Raw genomic sequence first — 16,177 nt, forward strand, 5'->3', positions numbered from 1 at the left:
CCGCGCGCAAGCCTATACATGGTGGTGGATCATGTCCTTTCGAAGGCCGAATTGACCCGCGACCTCGCCGAAAACAGCCCGGCCCCGCCGGACGACCCGGATAATGCCCCGCCGCCCGACCTGCCGCTGGCGGGCGGCGCGTGGCTGTCCATCATGGCGCTGCTGGACGGGCTGCTGCTGGGACCCGCCCCCGTGCCGCTGGGCCTGCGCCTGCTGGCCCTGGCGCTGCTGTCTGCCTGGTGGTGGCAGGGCAAGCGGTCGCCGCGCTGGCTGTCCGGGGCCTGGCTGGTCGCCACCGTGGCGGGACAGGTGGCCGCAACCTATGCCTGGGCCGAAGCCGGGGTGGGCGCCACGGCGCTGGCCGGCGGCACGCTGGCGGGCTTTCTGCTGCTGCCCCTGGCCGCGCCGCTGCTGCGCGACCTGACCCGCGCGCCGTCCCCGATCACCCTGCCCGTCCCCCCGCCGGGCAACGGCGTGCCCCTGCCCGTGCTGCGTCTGGCGGCCGACAGCCTGAACAGCCGTTTGCATTCCATGGCCCTGGAACTGGACGGTCTGACCTCCGGTTCCGTCAGTCCGGCCCAGGCCATCCAGCTGCGCCTGCTGCGCAACGAGGTGGCGGGGATGCAGTCCCTGGTGCGTCAGCGCCTTTCCGGTGGGGAAAGTGCGGCACCATCCGCACCGCCTCAGCCCCGGCCCCTCGCCCCGCCCCCGCCGCCTGCCGCCCCGCGTCTGGCACCGGCCGCCCCCAACGGCCTGTCGGCCATGGTGGTGGATGACGACCCCGTGGGCCGCACCCTGACAAGGCTGCTGCTGGAACAGGCGGGATACTGGGTGGAGGAAACCGACGACGCCAAGATGGCGCTGGAGATGGCGTTGATGGAGGGGCCGGACGTGGCCCTGGTGGCAGCCCGCATCGGCCGGCACAGCGGCCTGGCCCTGTCCTGGTGCATAAGACGCGGCGGTGGCCCGCCCGTCGTGCTGCTGCGCGGCCGCGCCGACCGGATCAGCGAACGCCAACGCCGCCGCGCCGGTCTGGCCGCGATCCTGGGCAAGCCGGTGACCCCCGACACGCTGGCCGGCACCCTGGGCCCGCTGTTGGCAGACCGGGCGCAGGCGGCGGCACCGGAACTGCCCGCCACCCCGTCGCCCGTGGAACCACCCCCGCCCGACGCCATACCCGTGCTGGACCTGCGGGTGCTGGAGGAACATCTGTCCATCCTGGGCGCCGACCGGGTGGGGCAGATCATCGACAGTTTCGGCCGCAACGCGCCCGCCACCCTGGCCTCGGTGGCCGAAGCCCTGGCCCAACGCGACGTGCCCGCCGTGGGCCGTGCCGCGCACAAGCTGGCCTCGGGTGCTTTGACCGTGGGCCTGCCGGTACTGGCCGGTCTGGCCAAGGCGGCGGACACGGCGGCCAAAGGCGGCAATGACGCGGCCACCCTGACCGCCGCCGAACAGCTTCCCGCCGCCTTCGCCGCCGCACAGGCAGCCCTGGCGGGATATCGCCGCGACCGGCTGACGGCGAAGGGGAATTAACGCTGCGACCGCAGCCCGGCCAGCCCGACCAGCAGCCAGCCCAGGATAAAGCTGAGCCCGCCCACCGGCGCCACCGCCCCCATGGCCGACGGCCCGTACCAGCCCAGCGCGTACAGCGCACCGGGGAACAGCACGCAACCGATGGCGAAGGCCAGCCCCGACGCCGCCAGCAACTGCGCCTGCCCCGGCAGCACCCGCCGCAGCATCGCCACCACCAGCAGCGCCAGCGCATGCACCATCTGATATTGGCTGGCCGTCTTCCACAATTCCACCGCATGCCCATCGCGCACCCCGGCCAGCCCATGGCTGGCATAGGCGCCGGCCGAAACGGCAATGGCGCCGAACAGCCCCGCCAGCAGCATCAGCCGGGCGGCCACGGAGTCGGCCACGGGATGGGTATCGGTGCTGTTCACTGGCAACATCCTTCGGCTGGTTCGTGGCCAAAGGCTGGCACGACCCATCATCAACGCCAAGGGACGGATCAGCGCAGGAGCCCCAAAAACAAAATGGGCGGCGTCCGGGGGGAGGACGCCGCCCTTTGAACCGGAACCGGCTTCAGGGGGGGGATGGGGAGAGCCGGCCCCGGTATTCACACCCGTCGATCAGGCCGCACGCGGCAGATCGGCGAGGATCAGTTCGGCCTCTTCCAGCACCTCGATGGTCAGGACCTGTTCGTCCTTCACCGCGGCACCGTCGCGGGCCTCCAGGGTGATGCCGTTGATCTTCACCTTGCCCCTTGCGGGGACGAGATAGGCCAGCCGATCACCCAACTGATGCGTCAACACCGTACCGGCGGGCAAGGTTCCACCCAAAAGTGCGGCGTCCTGATGAATGAACAGCGCACCGCTGTCCTTGTCCTGATCACGACCGGAAGCCAGGACACGCAGATGGCCATCGGCATCGGTGCCCTTGGGGAACTTCGCGGCTTCCCAGCGGGGCTTCACGCCACGCTTGTTGGGGATGATCCAGATCTGGAACAAGGTGGTCTCACCCGGCTCGCGGTTGTATTCCGCATGCACGATGCCGGTACCGGCCGACATCACCTGCACGTCGCCCGCTTCCGTCCGGCCCTCATTGCCCAGGAAATCCTGGTGGGTGATGGCACCCTTGCGGACATAGGTGATGATTTCCATGTCCTGGTGGGGATGCGGGTCGAAGCCGGTATTGCTGTCGATCGTGTCGTCATTCCACACCCGCAACGGTCCCCAATGGACCCGCGACGGATTGTGATAGCCTGCGAAGCTGAAGTGGAAATTCGCGCGCAGCCAGCCATGGTTGGCCTTGCCCAGGCCGTTGAACGGGCGATGTTCGATCATGACACTTCTCCTCTTTGGCTCCCCGTACCGTCCCGGAATGGCGGCGATACGGGGACCGTTGGTCATGGGTGTAGGACCGAAGGTCATCGGATGATGACCTTCGGAGGCCGGCGACCGCCGGCCCGGCGCTCGTGCGCCGTAAGCCAAGCCCACGGATGTGGGCGCCCGGCGCCTGAGGGAGCAGGCGTTAAGCAGACAGCTTTGCCGCCAGGCGGGCCACATGCTCACCCTGGAAGCGCGCACCGGCCAGCTCGTTCTCCGAGGGCTGACGCGAACCGTCGCCGCCGGCGATGGTGGTGGCGCCGTAGGGGCTGCCGCCCGTCACCTCATCCAGACGGGTCTGGCCACCGAAGCTGTAGGGCAGGCCGGCAATGACCATGCCGTGATGCAGCAGGCTGGTATGGAAGGACAGCAGCGTCGCCTCCTGGCCGCCATGCTGGGTGGCCGTGGACACGAAGACCGAGCCGACCTTGCCGATCAGCGCGCCCTTGGCCCACAGACCGCCGGTCTGGTCCAGGAAGTTGCGCATTTGGCTGGCCATCATGCCAAAGCGGGTGGGCGTGCCGAAGATGATGGCGTCATAGTTCACCAGTTCATCGACCGTGGCCACCGGGGCCTCCTGGTCCAGCTTGATGCCGGAACGCTTGGCCACATCATCGGGCACCAGTTCCGGAACCCGCTTGACCACCACTTCCGTGCCGGCCACCGACTTGGCACCCTCGGCCACGGCCTTGGCCATGGTCTCGATATGGCCGTAGGAGGAATAGTAGAGGACCAGAACCTTGCTCATCTTCATCTCCATCATCTGTCCGCCGTCGGCGGGGTGTGTCTCTGTGTTGAGGTGAAGATAGGCCGTTGCACCGTTCCCGATAATGGTCCAATTCTGAACAGCTTTGTCCCGGTGGGCAGGACAATTCGGAGGGAACAATGGACCGGTTGGAGGATTTGCGGCTTTTCACCCTGGTGGCGGAGGGGCGGAGCTTCACCAAGGCCGCCGACAAGCTGGGCCTGTCCAAATCCGCCGCCAGCCGCCGCATCGGGGAGCTGGAGACGCGGCTGGGGGCCCGACTGTTCAACCGCACCACCCGCCATATCAGCCTGACCCAGGTGGGCGAAGGCTTCCATGCCCGCGTCACCCAGGCCCTGGACGCGCTGGAGGAGGCGGAACGGTCGGTGGCCAGCCAGCATGCCGCCCCGCGCGGCGTGTTGAAACTGGCCGCCCCCATGTCGTTCGGCATCGTCCACCTGTCCGGTGCCATCGCCGACTTCATGGGCCTCTACCCGGAGGTCACGGTGGATATGGACCTGTCCGACCGGTTCGTCGATCTGGTGGAAGAAGGCTATGATCTGGCCGTGCGCGTCGGAAGGCTGAAGGACAGTTCGCTTGTCGCCCGCCGCCTGTGCCCGTCGCGCGGCGTCATCTGCGCCAGCCCGGATTATCTGGCCAAGCACGGCACGCCGCTGGTCCCGGCCGACGTGGCCAGCCATGCCTGCCTGATCTACACCAACATCCAGAATCCCGAACAATGGACCTTCCGCACGGCACCGGGTGCCGACACCACGCAGAATGTCCGCATCACCGGCCGGCTGCGCGCCAACAACGGCGATGCGCTGCGCGAGGCGGCCTTGCATGGCCAGGGTCTGGTGATGCTGCCCACCTTCATCGTCGGCGATGCGCTGGCGGCCGGGCGGCTGGTGCCGGTGCTGGATGCCTGGCTGCCGCCGCCCATGGCCGTGCACGCCGTCTATCCCGCCAACCGGCACTTGAGCCCCAAGGTCCGCGCCTTCGTCGACTTCCTGGCCGGGCGGTTCGGACCGGTGCCCTACTGGGATTCGGCACTGACCGTGCTGAAGGGCGGATGACAATGGGCGGAGCTTCATCAATCCTTCACGCCAATCTGGCATGACAACTCGATTTCACTTCCAAGTCACCGGGGGGCGGGTTTGGATCGGCATGCGGGCGAGGTGCGGGCGAAAGGTACGGAGACTGGCGACGCCGCCTGGACGGCCGCGCGCCTGTGCCGTCCCGTCCCGTCGGTAAAGCCGCAAACCACCTGCGGCGCCGTGGCCGAACTGTTCCAGCGCGACCCCGCCCTGCAAGGCGTCATCGTGCTGGACGCCGAGTCCCGGCCCGTGGCCCTGGCCGACCGCCCCACCTTCCTGCTGCATTTCTCCCAGCGCTATGGCCGCGACCTCTATGCCCGCCGCCCCGTCACCCATCTGGCCGACCGGGAACCGCTGCTGGTGCCCGTGGATACCGGCCTGTCGGCCCTCAACCTGCTGATCGCGGAACGCAAGCCCGATGCCCTGCATCGCGGCTTCGTGCTGGTGAATGCCGATGGCGTTTCCGCCGGCATGGGCCAGGGCATCGACGTTATGCGCCTGACGGCGGAGGAGATGGCCCGCACCCTGGAACGGCTACGCGCCACCCAGCATGACCTGATCCAGGCGGAAAAGATGGCGGCCCTGGGCAGCCTGGTGGCCGGCGTGGCGCATGAGATCAACACGCCGCTGGGCGTGGCCGTGACCGCCGCCACCGCGTTTGCCCAGGACACCGACCGTTTCGCCAATGCCTACCGCGACGGCAGCCTGCGCCGCGCCGATCTGGAGGATTATGTCGGCTCGGCGACGGAGGCGATGGGCTTCGTCCTGGGCAACATCACCCGTGCCGCCGATCTGGTGCAAAGCTTCAAGCAGGTGGCCGTGGACCAGACCACCGATCTGGCCCGCCGCTTCGACCTGGGCGATTATGTGGGTGAGGTGCTGCGCAGTTTGCAGCCGCAGCTGCGCCGCCTGCCCCACCGTCTGGATGCGGCCCTGGATGACGGGCTGGTGGTGGACAGCGCCCCCGGCGCCATCGCCCAGATCGTCACCAATCTGGTAATGAACGCCCTGACCCATGCCTTCACCGGCCGGGAAGACCCCGGCACCATCCGCGTCACCCTGCGTCCCTCGCCGGGCACGGCCGGCTGGGCCGAACTGGCGGTGGCCGATGACGGCCGCGGCATCGACGCCGCCACCCTGCCCCGCATCTTCGACCCGTTCTTCACCACCCGCCGCGATGCCGGCGGCTCCGGCCTGGGCCTGCACCTGGTCTACAATCTGGTGACCCAGCGCCTGGGCGGTCGCATCGATGTGGAAAGCCGCGTCGGCGAAGGCACCCGCTTCGTGGTGGCGTTTCCGCGCAAGGGCGGGTGAGCCTATCCGGCATCCGTGTCGAACGCATCGCCAAGCCGGTATGACCGGTTCTTGCGCGAGGCATCATGTAGGGTGAGGAAGCCGCTGGCGACCCATAGCCGGCAGAGCCCGACCAGGGTGCGCGGGCTCAGTCCCAGATGGGCGGCGATGTCGGCGCTGGTCGCCGTGCCCAGGTGCCGTAGATATTCCCATACGCGCCGTTGCCGTGGGTCGAGGCGGCGCAAGGATGGCGTCTGGTCAGTGGCACCGCGAGCCGCCGCCCTGTTTGCCTGTGCCTGCACGGCCATGAAGGCATCGGCCATGCCTGCGCAGAAATAGGCGACGAACCCGGTAATGTCGGCTTCGGCCCGGCCCATGTAATAATTATGCGATGGGCCAACCGTCAGCGCCTGGTAATAGGCCCCGAGATTGCGGGCATAATATTCTTCCAGGCTGTAGATGCCTTTCAACCCATACCCGGCTTTGTGCAACAGCAAGGTTGCCAGCAGCCGGGCCGTGCGCCCGTTCCCGTCATAGTATGGGTGGATGGTCGCGAACTGGTAATGCGCGATGGCCGCGATGATGGGGGCCGGAAGCTCGGCTCGGGTCATGGCATCCGCCACCCAGGCGACCAGTTCCGCCATCAGGCCCGGTACATCCGCAGCCTCCGGCGGCATATAGACGATACCCCGCGACGCGCCATCCCGTATCACATTCTGGCCGTCGCGATAGGGGGTGGGGCTTGCCCGCCCCTCCATGACCAACCCATGGATGCGTCGAATATCGTCTTGCGTCACCGAAGCCGACTGCCTTGCCAGACGCTCCACCTCTTCAATGGCGCGGTAGTAATTGCGGACTTCGGTTTCATCCCGCTCCCGTCCCGGAAAGCAGGCCCCGGCAATCACTTCCAGCACTTCGGCCTGGGTCAGACGGTTGCCCTCGATCTGCGTCGAATAATGTGTGGCGACCAGCCGCGCCGTCTCGCGAAGCGACGCCAGCATTTCAACATCGATCGGCAGCGCCATGACGGCCTGACGGGCCGCCTCGATGGCCATGAGGGCTTTGCCAATGCCGGGCGTGATGCGGAAATCGGGCTTATACATGGGCGCATCCTATGCCGATGCGTCGATAAATGTCAGATAAAACGTTGTTAAATGGTGGATAAATGTCAGTTAATCCGACCTGACCTAGACCACCCCGATGAACCGCCCCGCATCCGCCGCCGGCATCGGCCGCCCATAGAGATAGCCCTGCAGGAACCCGCAGCCCAGGCGCGACAGCTCGTCCGCCTGTTCATCCGTCTCCACCCCTTCCGCCACCACTTCCAGCGCCAGCTGCTGGGCCAGGGCCAGCATGGTGCGCAGGATGGTGCGGCTTTCGAACCGGTCGATCATGCTGGACACAAAGGCCCGGTCCACCTTCAGGAAATCGAAGGGCAGGGTCTGGAGATAGGACAGGTTGGAATAACCCGTACCGAAATCATCCATACAGAGGCGAATGCCCAGCCCGCGCAGGCCGGACAGGATTTCTGCCGCATGTGCCGGATCGCCGATGATGGTGCTTTCCGTGACCTCCAGCTTCAACAGCGTCGGATCGACCCCGCTCTCGCGGATCACCTCCTGCACATTGTCCAGGAAACCCGGTTCCGACAGCTGGGCAGCGGAGATGTTGACCGATACCCAGACCGGCCGCCCCGCCCGGCGCGTCCACTCCGCCGTCTGCAAGGCCGCCTCGCGCATCACCCAGGTGCCGATGGGCACGATCAGGCCGGTTTCCTCCGCCGTGGGGATGAAGGCGGCGGGGATGACGATGCCGCGCGACGGGTGGTTCCAGCGCACCAGCGCCTCGAACGCCACCACCTCGCGCGTCGCGGCATCGACGATGGGCTGGTAATACAGCTCGAACTGCCCCTGCTTCAGCGCCGTGCCCAGCTCCATGGTCAGGCCGATGCGCCCGCCCTCGGCCCGGTCGGCGCCGATCACCACCTCCTGCAACCGCCCATAGGCGCGCTTGGAGGCCTGCATGCTCTCCTCCGCACGGGCCAGCACCTCCTCCCCATGCCGGCCGGTGCAGTTGCACCAAGCCAGACCCGGAGAGGACATGGGATGCACCTCGCGGCCCGCCAGCATCACCGGTTCGCTGACCGCCGCCGCCACCGCATGCACCTGATCGCGGGCTTGCGCCAGGTCGGGCGAACCCGGCAGCAGCAAGGCGAACTGGTCAGCACCCGTGCGCCCGCACACCGCCCCCGGCCCCAACGCCGCCGCCACACGCTGCGCCGTGGTGATCAGCAGCCGGTCGCCCGCCGCCACGCCCAGTTCCTGGTTGATATCGCGGAAATGGCGCAGGTCGATGATGCCCACGGCCACGCTTTCCGCCCCGCCCGCCGGTATCCGCGACAGCCGCGCCTCGATCGCCTGGATGAAGCCCAGCCGGTTCAGCAGGCCCGTGGCCCGGTCATGGGTACGGTCCTTGGACAGCTGCGCCACCAGCCCGGCATTCTCCAACCCCACCGCCACCGTGCGCGCGAACAGCGACAGCATGCCTGCGTCGGGCCGCCGGTCGGGCGGCAGGCGCGACAGGTGCAGGACGATGGCGGCCTCATCCGACAGGCTGGCCGACAGCGCGAACCAGCCATCGCCCGACTGCGGCGCACCCGCCACCAGGGCCGCCGCCACCTGCTGCCCGATCTCCGCCGGAACAAGATGGGCGAGCGCGCCGGGCGTCATCGCCACCCCGCCCTCCCCGATCCCGGCTAAGAGGCGCGGTTCGCCGGCAACGGCATCAGGCAATCGATCACAGCGGACCAGCAGCACCCCCGCCCCCGGCCCCGCCACCCCGGCCAGGGCATCGACGGCACCATGGGCCAGCCGCTCCGTATCATGTTCCCCGAACAGCCGGGACGTGGCGTCCAGCACATGGGTCAGGCCGGCGCGATGGCGGTCCAGCTCGCGGATCTGTTCGAACGCGCGCAGGGCCGTGAACACCGACGTCCATAGCCGCCGCGCCGTCAGCTCGTCCTTGGCGCGGTAGTCGTTGATGTCATAGCGCTCCACCACCTCGCGCTCCGGCGCCTGACCGGGCTGGCCGGTGCGCAGGATGATGCGGACATCATGGTTGCGCAGCTCCTCTCGCACGGTGCGGACGAAGCGCAGGCCGGCATCTTCGGCCTCCATCACCACATCCAGCAGGATCAAGGCGATGTCAGGATATACGGCCAGCATCTGGCGTGCCTCCGCCGCCGAATAGGCGGACAGGAACAGCAACCTGCGGCCGGCATGGCTCATATCGCGCAGCGCCAGCTTGGTCACGGAATGCACGGAAGGGTCGTCATCGACAATCAGGACCAGCCAGGGCGGCGCCGGCGGGGCTGCCGGAGCCGAAACCGGCTCCGCCGCGAAATACAGCAGGTCCTCCGCCATTCCCTGTCGCCCCCTGGGACCCGAAGGCCCCCGTTCCCATGCCTGGGCCGCCTGTCCCGCCCCGGGTACGGCCGCCTTCTATGAACATAGATAAATCAAGTGCGTGAGCCTACGCCACCGCCATCATGGCGGCAAGCACGGCGCAGGGGCGACCTGCCGCCGACGCCGGGTGCCGGTGCTGGCGAAAGGCCGGGCTTCCATGCCATTCTCTCGCCCGTCCCCCCGCCCCCGGCAGCGTGCTCCATGGAAACCCTGATCAACACGCTCTTGGCCATTGCCGGCCTGCTGGCCCTGGTCAGCCTGCTGCCACCGTTGGCCAAACGCCTTGGCCTGCCCTACACGGTGGTGCTGGCGGCCTTGGGCGTGGGCATCGGGCTGCTGCTGCATGCCGGCGGCGGCATGGATCGCGATGTCACAGGACCGGTCACCGCCTTCATCAACGCGATCGGGGAGGTGGAGCTGACATCGGCCGCCTTCCTCTACATCTTCCTGCCCGTGCTTTTGTTCGAAACGGCGCTGGGCGTGGATGTGCGGCGCATGATGGACGATCTGGGGCCGATCCTGCTGCTGGCCATCGTCGCCGTGCTGGTCTGTACCGTGATCGCCGGGCTGGCCATGTGGTGGGTCTGGGGCCTGTGGCATGGCATGCAGACGCAGAAGGCGCTGATCGTCTGCCTGCTGCTGGCCGCCATCATCGCCACCACCGACCCCGCCGCCGTGGTCAGTATCTTCCGCGACCTGGGCGCCCCCCGCCGCCTGACCATCCTGGTGGAGGGCGAAAGCCTGTTCAACGATGCCGCCGCCATCGTGCTGTTCACCCTGCTGCTGGGCATGCTGACCCAGGGGGATGAGCCCGACCTGGGGGCCGCCGCCTTCGATTTCGTGTTCAAGTTCGTGGGCGGGGTGGCGGTGGGCTGGATATTGGGCTGGCTGACCGCCCTGGTGGTCACGCCGCTGCGCAACCAGACCCTGTCGGAGATCACCCTGACCGTGGCACTCGCCTATCTGTCCTTCATCCTGGGCGAACATTATCTGCATGTGTCGGGCGTGGTGGCCGTGGTGGTGGCGGGTCTGGTCATGGCATCGGCCGGACGCACCCGCATCAGCCCGGAAAGCTGGTCGGGACTGGAACAGGTATGGAGCCAGCTGGGCTTCTGGGCCAATTCCCTGATCTTCCTGTTCGCCTCCATGCTGGTGCCACCCACCCTGATGAATGCGAAATGGAGCCATTTCGCATTGCTGGGTGCCCTGATCGTGGCGGCGCTCACCGCCCGCGCCCTGGTGATCTTCGGCATCCTGCCCGTCCTGTCCTGGGTGGGGGCGTCCGACCGGATCAGCCACCGGTTCCGCATCGTCATGACCTGGGGCGGGTTGCGCGGCGCCGTGTCGCTGGCCCTGGCGCTGGCCGTGACCGAACACCAGGCCCTGCCCGACTATATCCAGGAACATGTGGCCGTGGTCGTGACCGGCTTCGTGCTGTTCACCCTGTTCGTGCAGGGCACCACCCTGCGCCCCCTGATCCGGGTGCTGAAGCTGGACCGGCTGACCCCGGTGGAACAGGCGTTGCGCAACCGCGCCGTGGGCCTGTCGCTCAGCAATGTGCGCCGCGACCTGGAACATGTCGCCGAACGGTTCGGCCTGGACGCGGCCCACGCCGTCGACCCGCTGATGGAACGCGGGGCGGAGCTGGCGCAGGAACAGCTGGATCTGGAAAGCCGCTATGGCGCCCTGTCGCTGGACGACCGTCTCTATATCGGCCTCTCCACCCTGGCCCGGTTCGAGGAACAGCGCTACCTGTCCTATTTCCGCGATGGCGTCATCTCCCGCCTGTCGGTGCAGACGCTGGCCGCCGCCGCCGGCCGGTTGCAGGACGCGCTGAAGACCGGGGGGCCCGCGGCCTATGAAAAGGTGGCGGCCAAGCAGCTACGCCCCGGCCGCGCCCTGCGTCTGGCCCTTTGGCTGCACCGGCGCTTCGGCTGGGAACGGCCGGTATCGGCGCGGCTGTCGGAACGCTACGCCATGCTGACGGCCCTGCGTTTCTGCCTGCGCGAACTGTCGCAATTCACCAAGGACCGGCTGGCCCCCATGCTGGGCAAGCAGGCGGCAGAGGCCGTGCGCACCCGCCTGATCACCCGCCTGAAGGTGGTGGAAGAGGCGCTGGACAGCATCCGCCTGCAATATCCGGCATATCTGGACGCCGTGCAGTCGCAATACCTGATCCGCGCCGGCCTGCGGATGGAGGAACGGTCCACCCAGTCGCTGTTCGAAGAGGCGCTGATCAGCCGGGAAATCCTGAACGATCTGGAACGCGACCTGCGCGACCGCTGGCAGCATGTCAGCAAGCCGCCGCAGCTCGACCTGGGCTTGGCCACGCACGAACTGATCGGCCGCGTGCCCTTGTTCAGCGGCCTGGCGCCGGACCGTCTGGCCCGCATCGAACGGCTGCTGCGCCCCCGCCTCTATTTTCCCGGTGAGACCATCGTGCGCAAGGGGGAGCGCGGCGACACGGTCTATTTCGTCTCATCCGGTGCCGTGGCCGTGCATGTGCCGGGGCTGGAGGCGCCGATCCGCCTGGGCAGCGGCGATTTCTTCGGGGAGATCGCCCTGGTCCTGGACCAGCCGCGCAACGCCGACGTCACCGCCATCGCCTATTGCCAGCTGCTGCTGCTGGACAAGCGCGACTTCAACCGCCTCTACACCAGCGACCCCGACCTGAAGGCGCATATCGACAGCGCCGTGGCGCGGCGGCTGTCGGCCTAGCGCGGATTTGGGCTTCAATCGAACCTGCCGCACCTTCCCGGTGGCTCCCGCAAAAGTCTGGGCTGTAGGGGCTTCGCAATATCCACCGTCACTCTGGCGAAGGCCGGGGCCCAAGTGACAAGCGCCTCGCTCTACGATCTGGGCCCCGGCCTTCGCCAGAGTGACGGTGGAGAGAGTGGCAACGACAGAGCCCAAGAGGTTCAGGTAAGCAATCTCAATCCCGATACGAACTATGCGACGGGTTCCCCGCCATCAGCCACCCCCCGGCACACGCCGCGCCACCACCACCATCTTGGTCGACCCCGCCTCGAACGGCGATCCCTGGAAATCGCCATCCACCCGCACGATGCCGAACCCGGCCAGCCGCAGCATCAGTTCCAGCTCGTACCGGAACAAAGGCCGCCAGTCGAAATGGTAATGCGTGCGGCGCACGGCACCGCCGGGCATCACCTCATCATACCAGCCGTGGTTGCGCTGCACCTGCCGGTCGTCCAGCATCCCGACCATGGCGAACTTGGTATAAAGGTTGCCGGTGCGGCGGTTGGTGCGGGTATAGGCGGTTTCCGGCACCTGCGTGGCGGCCAGCGGCATGACCAGCGGGTTCATCACATCCAGCGCCAGCACCCCGTCAGGCGCCAGATGATCACGCGCCCGTTCCAGCACCGCCAATTGGCTGTCGAAATCGGCGATCAACATCAGCAGGTTGAAGCCCATGACCAGCAGGTCATTGTCCTTCTCCGCCAGATCCAGGTCCAGCACGTCGCCCTGGTGCGTCGCCACCCGTCCCGCCACCTCCGCCCGTTCCACCGTCAGCCGGCGCTCGAACCCGGCCAGCATGGTGGGCGACGCATCGACACCGATGACCGGAAACCCGGCACGGGCCAGCGGGATGGACAGGCGGCCGGTACCGCAGGCGAATTCCATGATCCGGGGCGCCCGGTCCAGCATCTCCGCCAGTTCCAGTGCCAGCCCGACATAATGCGACACGTCATGCAGAATGCCCTGGCGTGCGGCCGACGCCTGCAGGGCCGGATCGGCGGCGATGTCCTCCGGCCAGGGATAATCGCTGTCATAATAAAGGTAACTGCCGTCGCTTTCGGGAACATGGGGGTTCATGCGTCGGCTTTCCTCGGGACGGCAGGGAATGGCGGCAGCCTATCGCATCGCCCCCGCCGCTGGAAGGGAGGCGCCGACACCGCGCACACGGCGGGCCACCCAGGCATCCTGCAGATGCTCCCGCGTCCGCAGGGCCAGTGCCTCGCGCCGGTCGGCGTCGGCCGCCAGTGCGGGCGGGAACAGGGCCGTCACCATCGGTGACACGGCGATATCCAGCACCAGGGTGATGCGATCCTCGCTGCCATGGTTCCACACCTCATGGACAGGGGTGAAATCCGCCGTCCAGGCCCGGCCCGCGGGATAGACGATGCTTTCATGCCCGATGCGCGTCACCGCCCCGGCCGGCGTGTGGATGGGGATGATCAGGCGGATTTCCGACCGGTGCAGCCCCTGGTCGTCCCAATGCCAGGGCAGGCCGCCGCCGGGCCGCTGCCGGGCGACATGCATGCCCAGCACCTGCCAGCCCGGCCGCGCCGCCAGCGTCGCCGCCAGCTGCATATGGGCCAGACCGGGAAGCGGTTCGGGCAGCGCCGTATCGCCGGGCGGGGACCGGGCCAGCAGGCCCAGCATGCACCATTCCGTCTGGCGGCCCCCATCCATGCAATAGCCGGGCATGTCGGGATGGATCAGCGGCGACAGGGCCAGGAATTGCGCCCGCAACACCGCCGCATCCACCGCCATGTCGGCCGGCGCATGCAGCAGCAGCCCGGACAGCCGGGTTTCCCGTTGCCAGGGCTGTTCGGCTTCTTCCAGGCAGGAAACCATGGCGGACACATTCTTTGGATGAGCGGAATGCCATAGTACACACGCGCCTGGAGAATGCGCCAGCCCTCAGTCCGATCCCACCCGCCCCGTGCGCAGGGCCCGCGCCCAGGCATCAGCCCCGCGCGATGCCGCCAGGTCGGCCGCCGTATCCCAGTCATAGGCGACCTCGCGCATCGTCACCGCCCATTGCCCCCGCGCCTGGTCCAGCAGGCAGTAACGGGCATGCGGGCTGCCCATCTCGTTCCGGTGCAAGGCGACATGATCATCCTCATAGGCCTGCAACCCCACCGATCCGGGATTGACCACCAGCCGCCCGTCGCCCAGGCGCACGGCACGCTGCACATGGGAATGCCCGCACAGGATCACCCGCGCCGGCCCATCGCCGGCCCGTTCGGCCACCAGGGCATGGCCGGCGGGCCGGCTGCCCCATTCCCCAACCTCCTCCAGGAAATAGGTCAGGTCCGATGCCGGCGTGCCATGGCACAGCAGCACCTCGCCCCCCGCCAGTTCCGCCTGCGCCGGCAGCAAGGCCAGCCAGTCGCGGTGATGGGCCTCCAGCACGCCGTTGGCATGGCGGTCGGACATGCCCATCCGTTCCACCGGATGGGTCAGCAGCTGGCGTTCATGGTTGCCGGCGATATGCAGCATGTCGCGGCCCTGCATCATGTCGGCCGTCTCTGCCGGGAACAGCGGCCCCGACAGCTTGTCCCCCAGATCGACGATCAGGTCCGGCCCCTGCCGGTCGATATCGGCCAGCACGGCGGCCAGGGCCGCCAGATTGCCATGGACATCGGAAACCACCGCGATCCGCATGCTGCTGCCTCCCGTTTCTCATTGGGGGCCATCATGGCGGCGGAATGGGGTCAGGAAAAGCACCGCCTTGTCACCCGGACAAGCAATTGATGAAGCGGGTGGCATGCTGCCAATGTCCATCTGACCAGGACTGCCCCTCCCCCCTTTCCGTCATCCCGGCGAACGCCGGGACCCAGGGGCCAAGCGCCCGACCTTTCAGCAGCTTTGATCGACGCAGCGTTGAGGGTTGATCCTGTGGCCCCTGGGTTCCGGCGTTCGCCGGGATGACGGGGAAGTGGTTCGCTGAATTCAGAAAAACCCAGCAACCGCCCGCCCAACACCTGAAGGAACAAGCAACCGGTGTCACCCCCGCAAGGGGCGGAAGAATCGCAAGAGGTTCTGCAGCTCGTTCCGCAGCGCCTCATCCTCGCGCAGGCGCGATTGCAACGCCACGTCGCGCTTGGCCAGGAACACCACCTGTTCCTTGGGCGGCAGCTGCCGGTACGACGGTTTCGGCGCGATGGCGCCATCGTCCTGGATGGTCGACATGAAGAAACAGGCGCGCATGAATTTGGAGAACAGCTTGCCCCCGCTCTCCGGCGGCTCCCGCGACAGGATGGCGAAGATGTAGTAGGCACGGAAGAAATAGTAGCTGGTATAGATGCGCTGGACGGTGGCGAACTGTTCCCCTGGCGTGCTGGTCTTGGACAGCATCTGCTGTTCCTTGAAGCCAGCGAAGAAATGCGTCGACGCCTCCTTGACGAACTGCATGGGCCGTTCGCGGTTGGCACTGATTCGCTTGCGATATTCCAGAAGGGCGCGGCCGATCAGCGTGTGCATGATCCGCCGTTCCGCCTCCAGCTCGCCGGGCATCGACATCAGGAATTCGACCGCCGACATCAGCTGGATAGGGTGGGAAATGGACCCGCGCTTGCCCCGCCCCTTGCCCAGCAGCGAGGATTGCAGCCAGTCGATGACCTCATGCGCCTGCCAGCGCAGGCGGACCACGGTGGGAACGGAGGTGAGGCCGGAGGATTGCAGGAACAGGCGCAGATGGTCGCGCCACCCCCGCTGCGGCAGTTGCACGGCTTCCACATCGGTCAGCTTGATGGCCGAACCCAAAACCTCCGGGTCGGGCGGCAGCGGCCTGAAATCAAGGCTGCGCCCGTAGACGACCCCCCTCAACTTGCTCTCCCGCGCCGGCGCCATCGCCCTGGTTGTCCTGTGTGTGCCGGCAATGTCCCGATCCGGGCCACTTGCGCCGACAACGTTAACATTCTGTTATTATCACTA

Annotated in this window: 13 protein-coding genes; 4 read left to right on the top strand and 9 right to left on the bottom strand. The window is 67.5% G+C overall.

Annotated features, from left to right (window positions below):
* Nucleotides 1-51: 51 nt before the first annotated feature.
* Entirely contained in the window at nucleotides 52-1,536 is a 1,485-nt protein-coding gene (locus ACM9HJ_RS16760; RefSeq protein ID WP_416572895.1) for a response regulator, read from the top strand.
* Here ACM9HJ_RS16760 and ACM9HJ_RS16765 read toward each other — a convergent pair.
* From ACM9HJ_RS16765 to wrbA, 3 genes are all read right to left on the bottom strand, one after another.
* Nucleotides 1,533-1,949, bottom strand: coding sequence for a DUF423 domain-containing protein (locus ACM9HJ_RS16765; RefSeq protein WP_416572896.1), 417 nt, complete (start codon nucleotides 1,947-1,949; stop codon nucleotides 1,533-1,535). The genes ACM9HJ_RS16760 and ACM9HJ_RS16765 overlap by 4 nt on opposite strands.
* A gap of 189 nt (nucleotides 1,950-2,138) precedes the next feature.
* Nucleotides 2,139-2,852, bottom strand: coding sequence for a pirin family protein (locus ACM9HJ_RS16770; protein WP_416572897.1), 714 nt, complete (start codon nucleotides 2,850-2,852; stop codon nucleotides 2,139-2,141).
* Nucleotides 2,853-3,039: 187 nt separating this feature from the next.
* Complete coding sequence (gene wrbA / locus ACM9HJ_RS16775; protein ID WP_416572898.1) at nucleotides 3,040-3,642, bottom strand: NAD(P)H:quinone oxidoreductase; 603 nt, start codon at nucleotides 3,640-3,642, stop codon at nucleotides 3,040-3,042.
* A gap of 137 nt (nucleotides 3,643-3,779) precedes the next feature.
* On the opposite strand from wrbA, the gene ACM9HJ_RS16780 reads away from it, so the two are divergent.
* Nucleotides 3,780-4,715: a LysR family transcriptional regulator gene (locus ACM9HJ_RS16780; RefSeq protein WP_416572899.1), complete on the top strand. Its 936-nt coding sequence runs from the start codon at nucleotides 3,780-3,782 to the stop codon at nucleotides 4,713-4,715.
* A gap of 81 nt (nucleotides 4,716-4,796) precedes the next feature.
* Complete coding sequence (locus ACM9HJ_RS16785) at nucleotides 4,797-6,050, top strand: sensor histidine kinase (protein WP_416572900.1); 1,254 nt, start codon at nucleotides 4,797-4,799, stop codon at nucleotides 6,048-6,050.
* 2 nt (nucleotides 6,051-6,052) lie between these two features.
* Here ACM9HJ_RS16785 and ACM9HJ_RS16790 read toward each other — a convergent pair whose 3' ends face one another.
* Nucleotides 6,053-7,132, bottom strand: coding sequence for a Fic family protein (locus tag ACM9HJ_RS16790; protein ID WP_416572901.1), 1,080 nt, complete (start codon nucleotides 7,130-7,132; stop codon nucleotides 6,053-6,055).
* Between the two features lie 84 nt (nucleotides 7,133-7,216).
* Nucleotides 7,217-9,451, bottom strand: coding sequence for an EAL domain-containing protein (locus ACM9HJ_RS16795; protein WP_416572902.1), 2,235 nt, complete (start codon nucleotides 9,449-9,451; stop codon nucleotides 7,217-7,219).
* A 243-nt stretch (nucleotides 9,452-9,694) separates the two neighbouring features.
* On the opposite strand from ACM9HJ_RS16795, the gene ACM9HJ_RS16800 reads away from it, so the two are divergent.
* Complete coding sequence (locus ACM9HJ_RS16800) at nucleotides 9,695-12,211, top strand: cation:proton antiporter (protein WP_416572903.1); 2,517 nt, start codon at nucleotides 9,695-9,697, stop codon at nucleotides 12,209-12,211.
* Between the two features lie 252 nt (nucleotides 12,212-12,463).
* Here the strand turns inward: ACM9HJ_RS16800 and ACM9HJ_RS16805 are convergent, their stop codons facing one another.
* The 4 genes from ACM9HJ_RS16805 to ACM9HJ_RS16820 all read right to left on the bottom strand — a co-directional run bounded on the left by ACM9HJ_RS16805 (nucleotide 12,464) and on the right by ACM9HJ_RS16820 (nucleotide 16,069).
* Nucleotides 12,464-13,327, bottom strand: a complete 864-nt coding sequence (locus ACM9HJ_RS16805; RefSeq protein ID WP_416572904.1) for a class I SAM-dependent methyltransferase — start codon at nucleotides 13,325-13,327, stop codon at nucleotides 12,464-12,466.
* Between the two features lie 39 nt (nucleotides 13,328-13,366).
* Nucleotides 13,367-14,092, bottom strand: coding sequence for an aspartyl/asparaginyl beta-hydroxylase domain-containing protein (locus ACM9HJ_RS16810; RefSeq protein WP_416572905.1), 726 nt, complete (start codon nucleotides 14,090-14,092; stop codon nucleotides 13,367-13,369).
* A gap of 66 nt (nucleotides 14,093-14,158) precedes the next feature.
* Nucleotides 14,159-14,905 carry a metallophosphoesterase family protein gene (locus ACM9HJ_RS16815; RefSeq protein ID WP_416572906.1) on the bottom strand — a complete coding sequence of 249 codons (747 nt, stop codon included), beginning with the start codon at nucleotides 14,903-14,905 and terminating at the stop codon, nucleotides 14,159-14,161.
* A 342-nt stretch (nucleotides 14,906-15,247) separates the two neighbouring features.
* Nucleotides 15,248-16,069, bottom strand: a complete 822-nt coding sequence (locus tag ACM9HJ_RS16820; RefSeq protein ID WP_416572907.1) for a hypothetical protein — start codon at nucleotides 16,067-16,069, stop codon at nucleotides 15,248-15,250.
* Nucleotides 16,070-16,177 lie beyond the last annotated feature (108 nt).

Origin of the sequence: Niveispirillum sp. KHB5.9 (assembly GCF_048066115.1) — a bacterium.
Taxonomy (GTDB): domain Bacteria; phylum Pseudomonadota; class Alphaproteobacteria; order Azospirillales; family Azospirillaceae; genus Niveispirillum.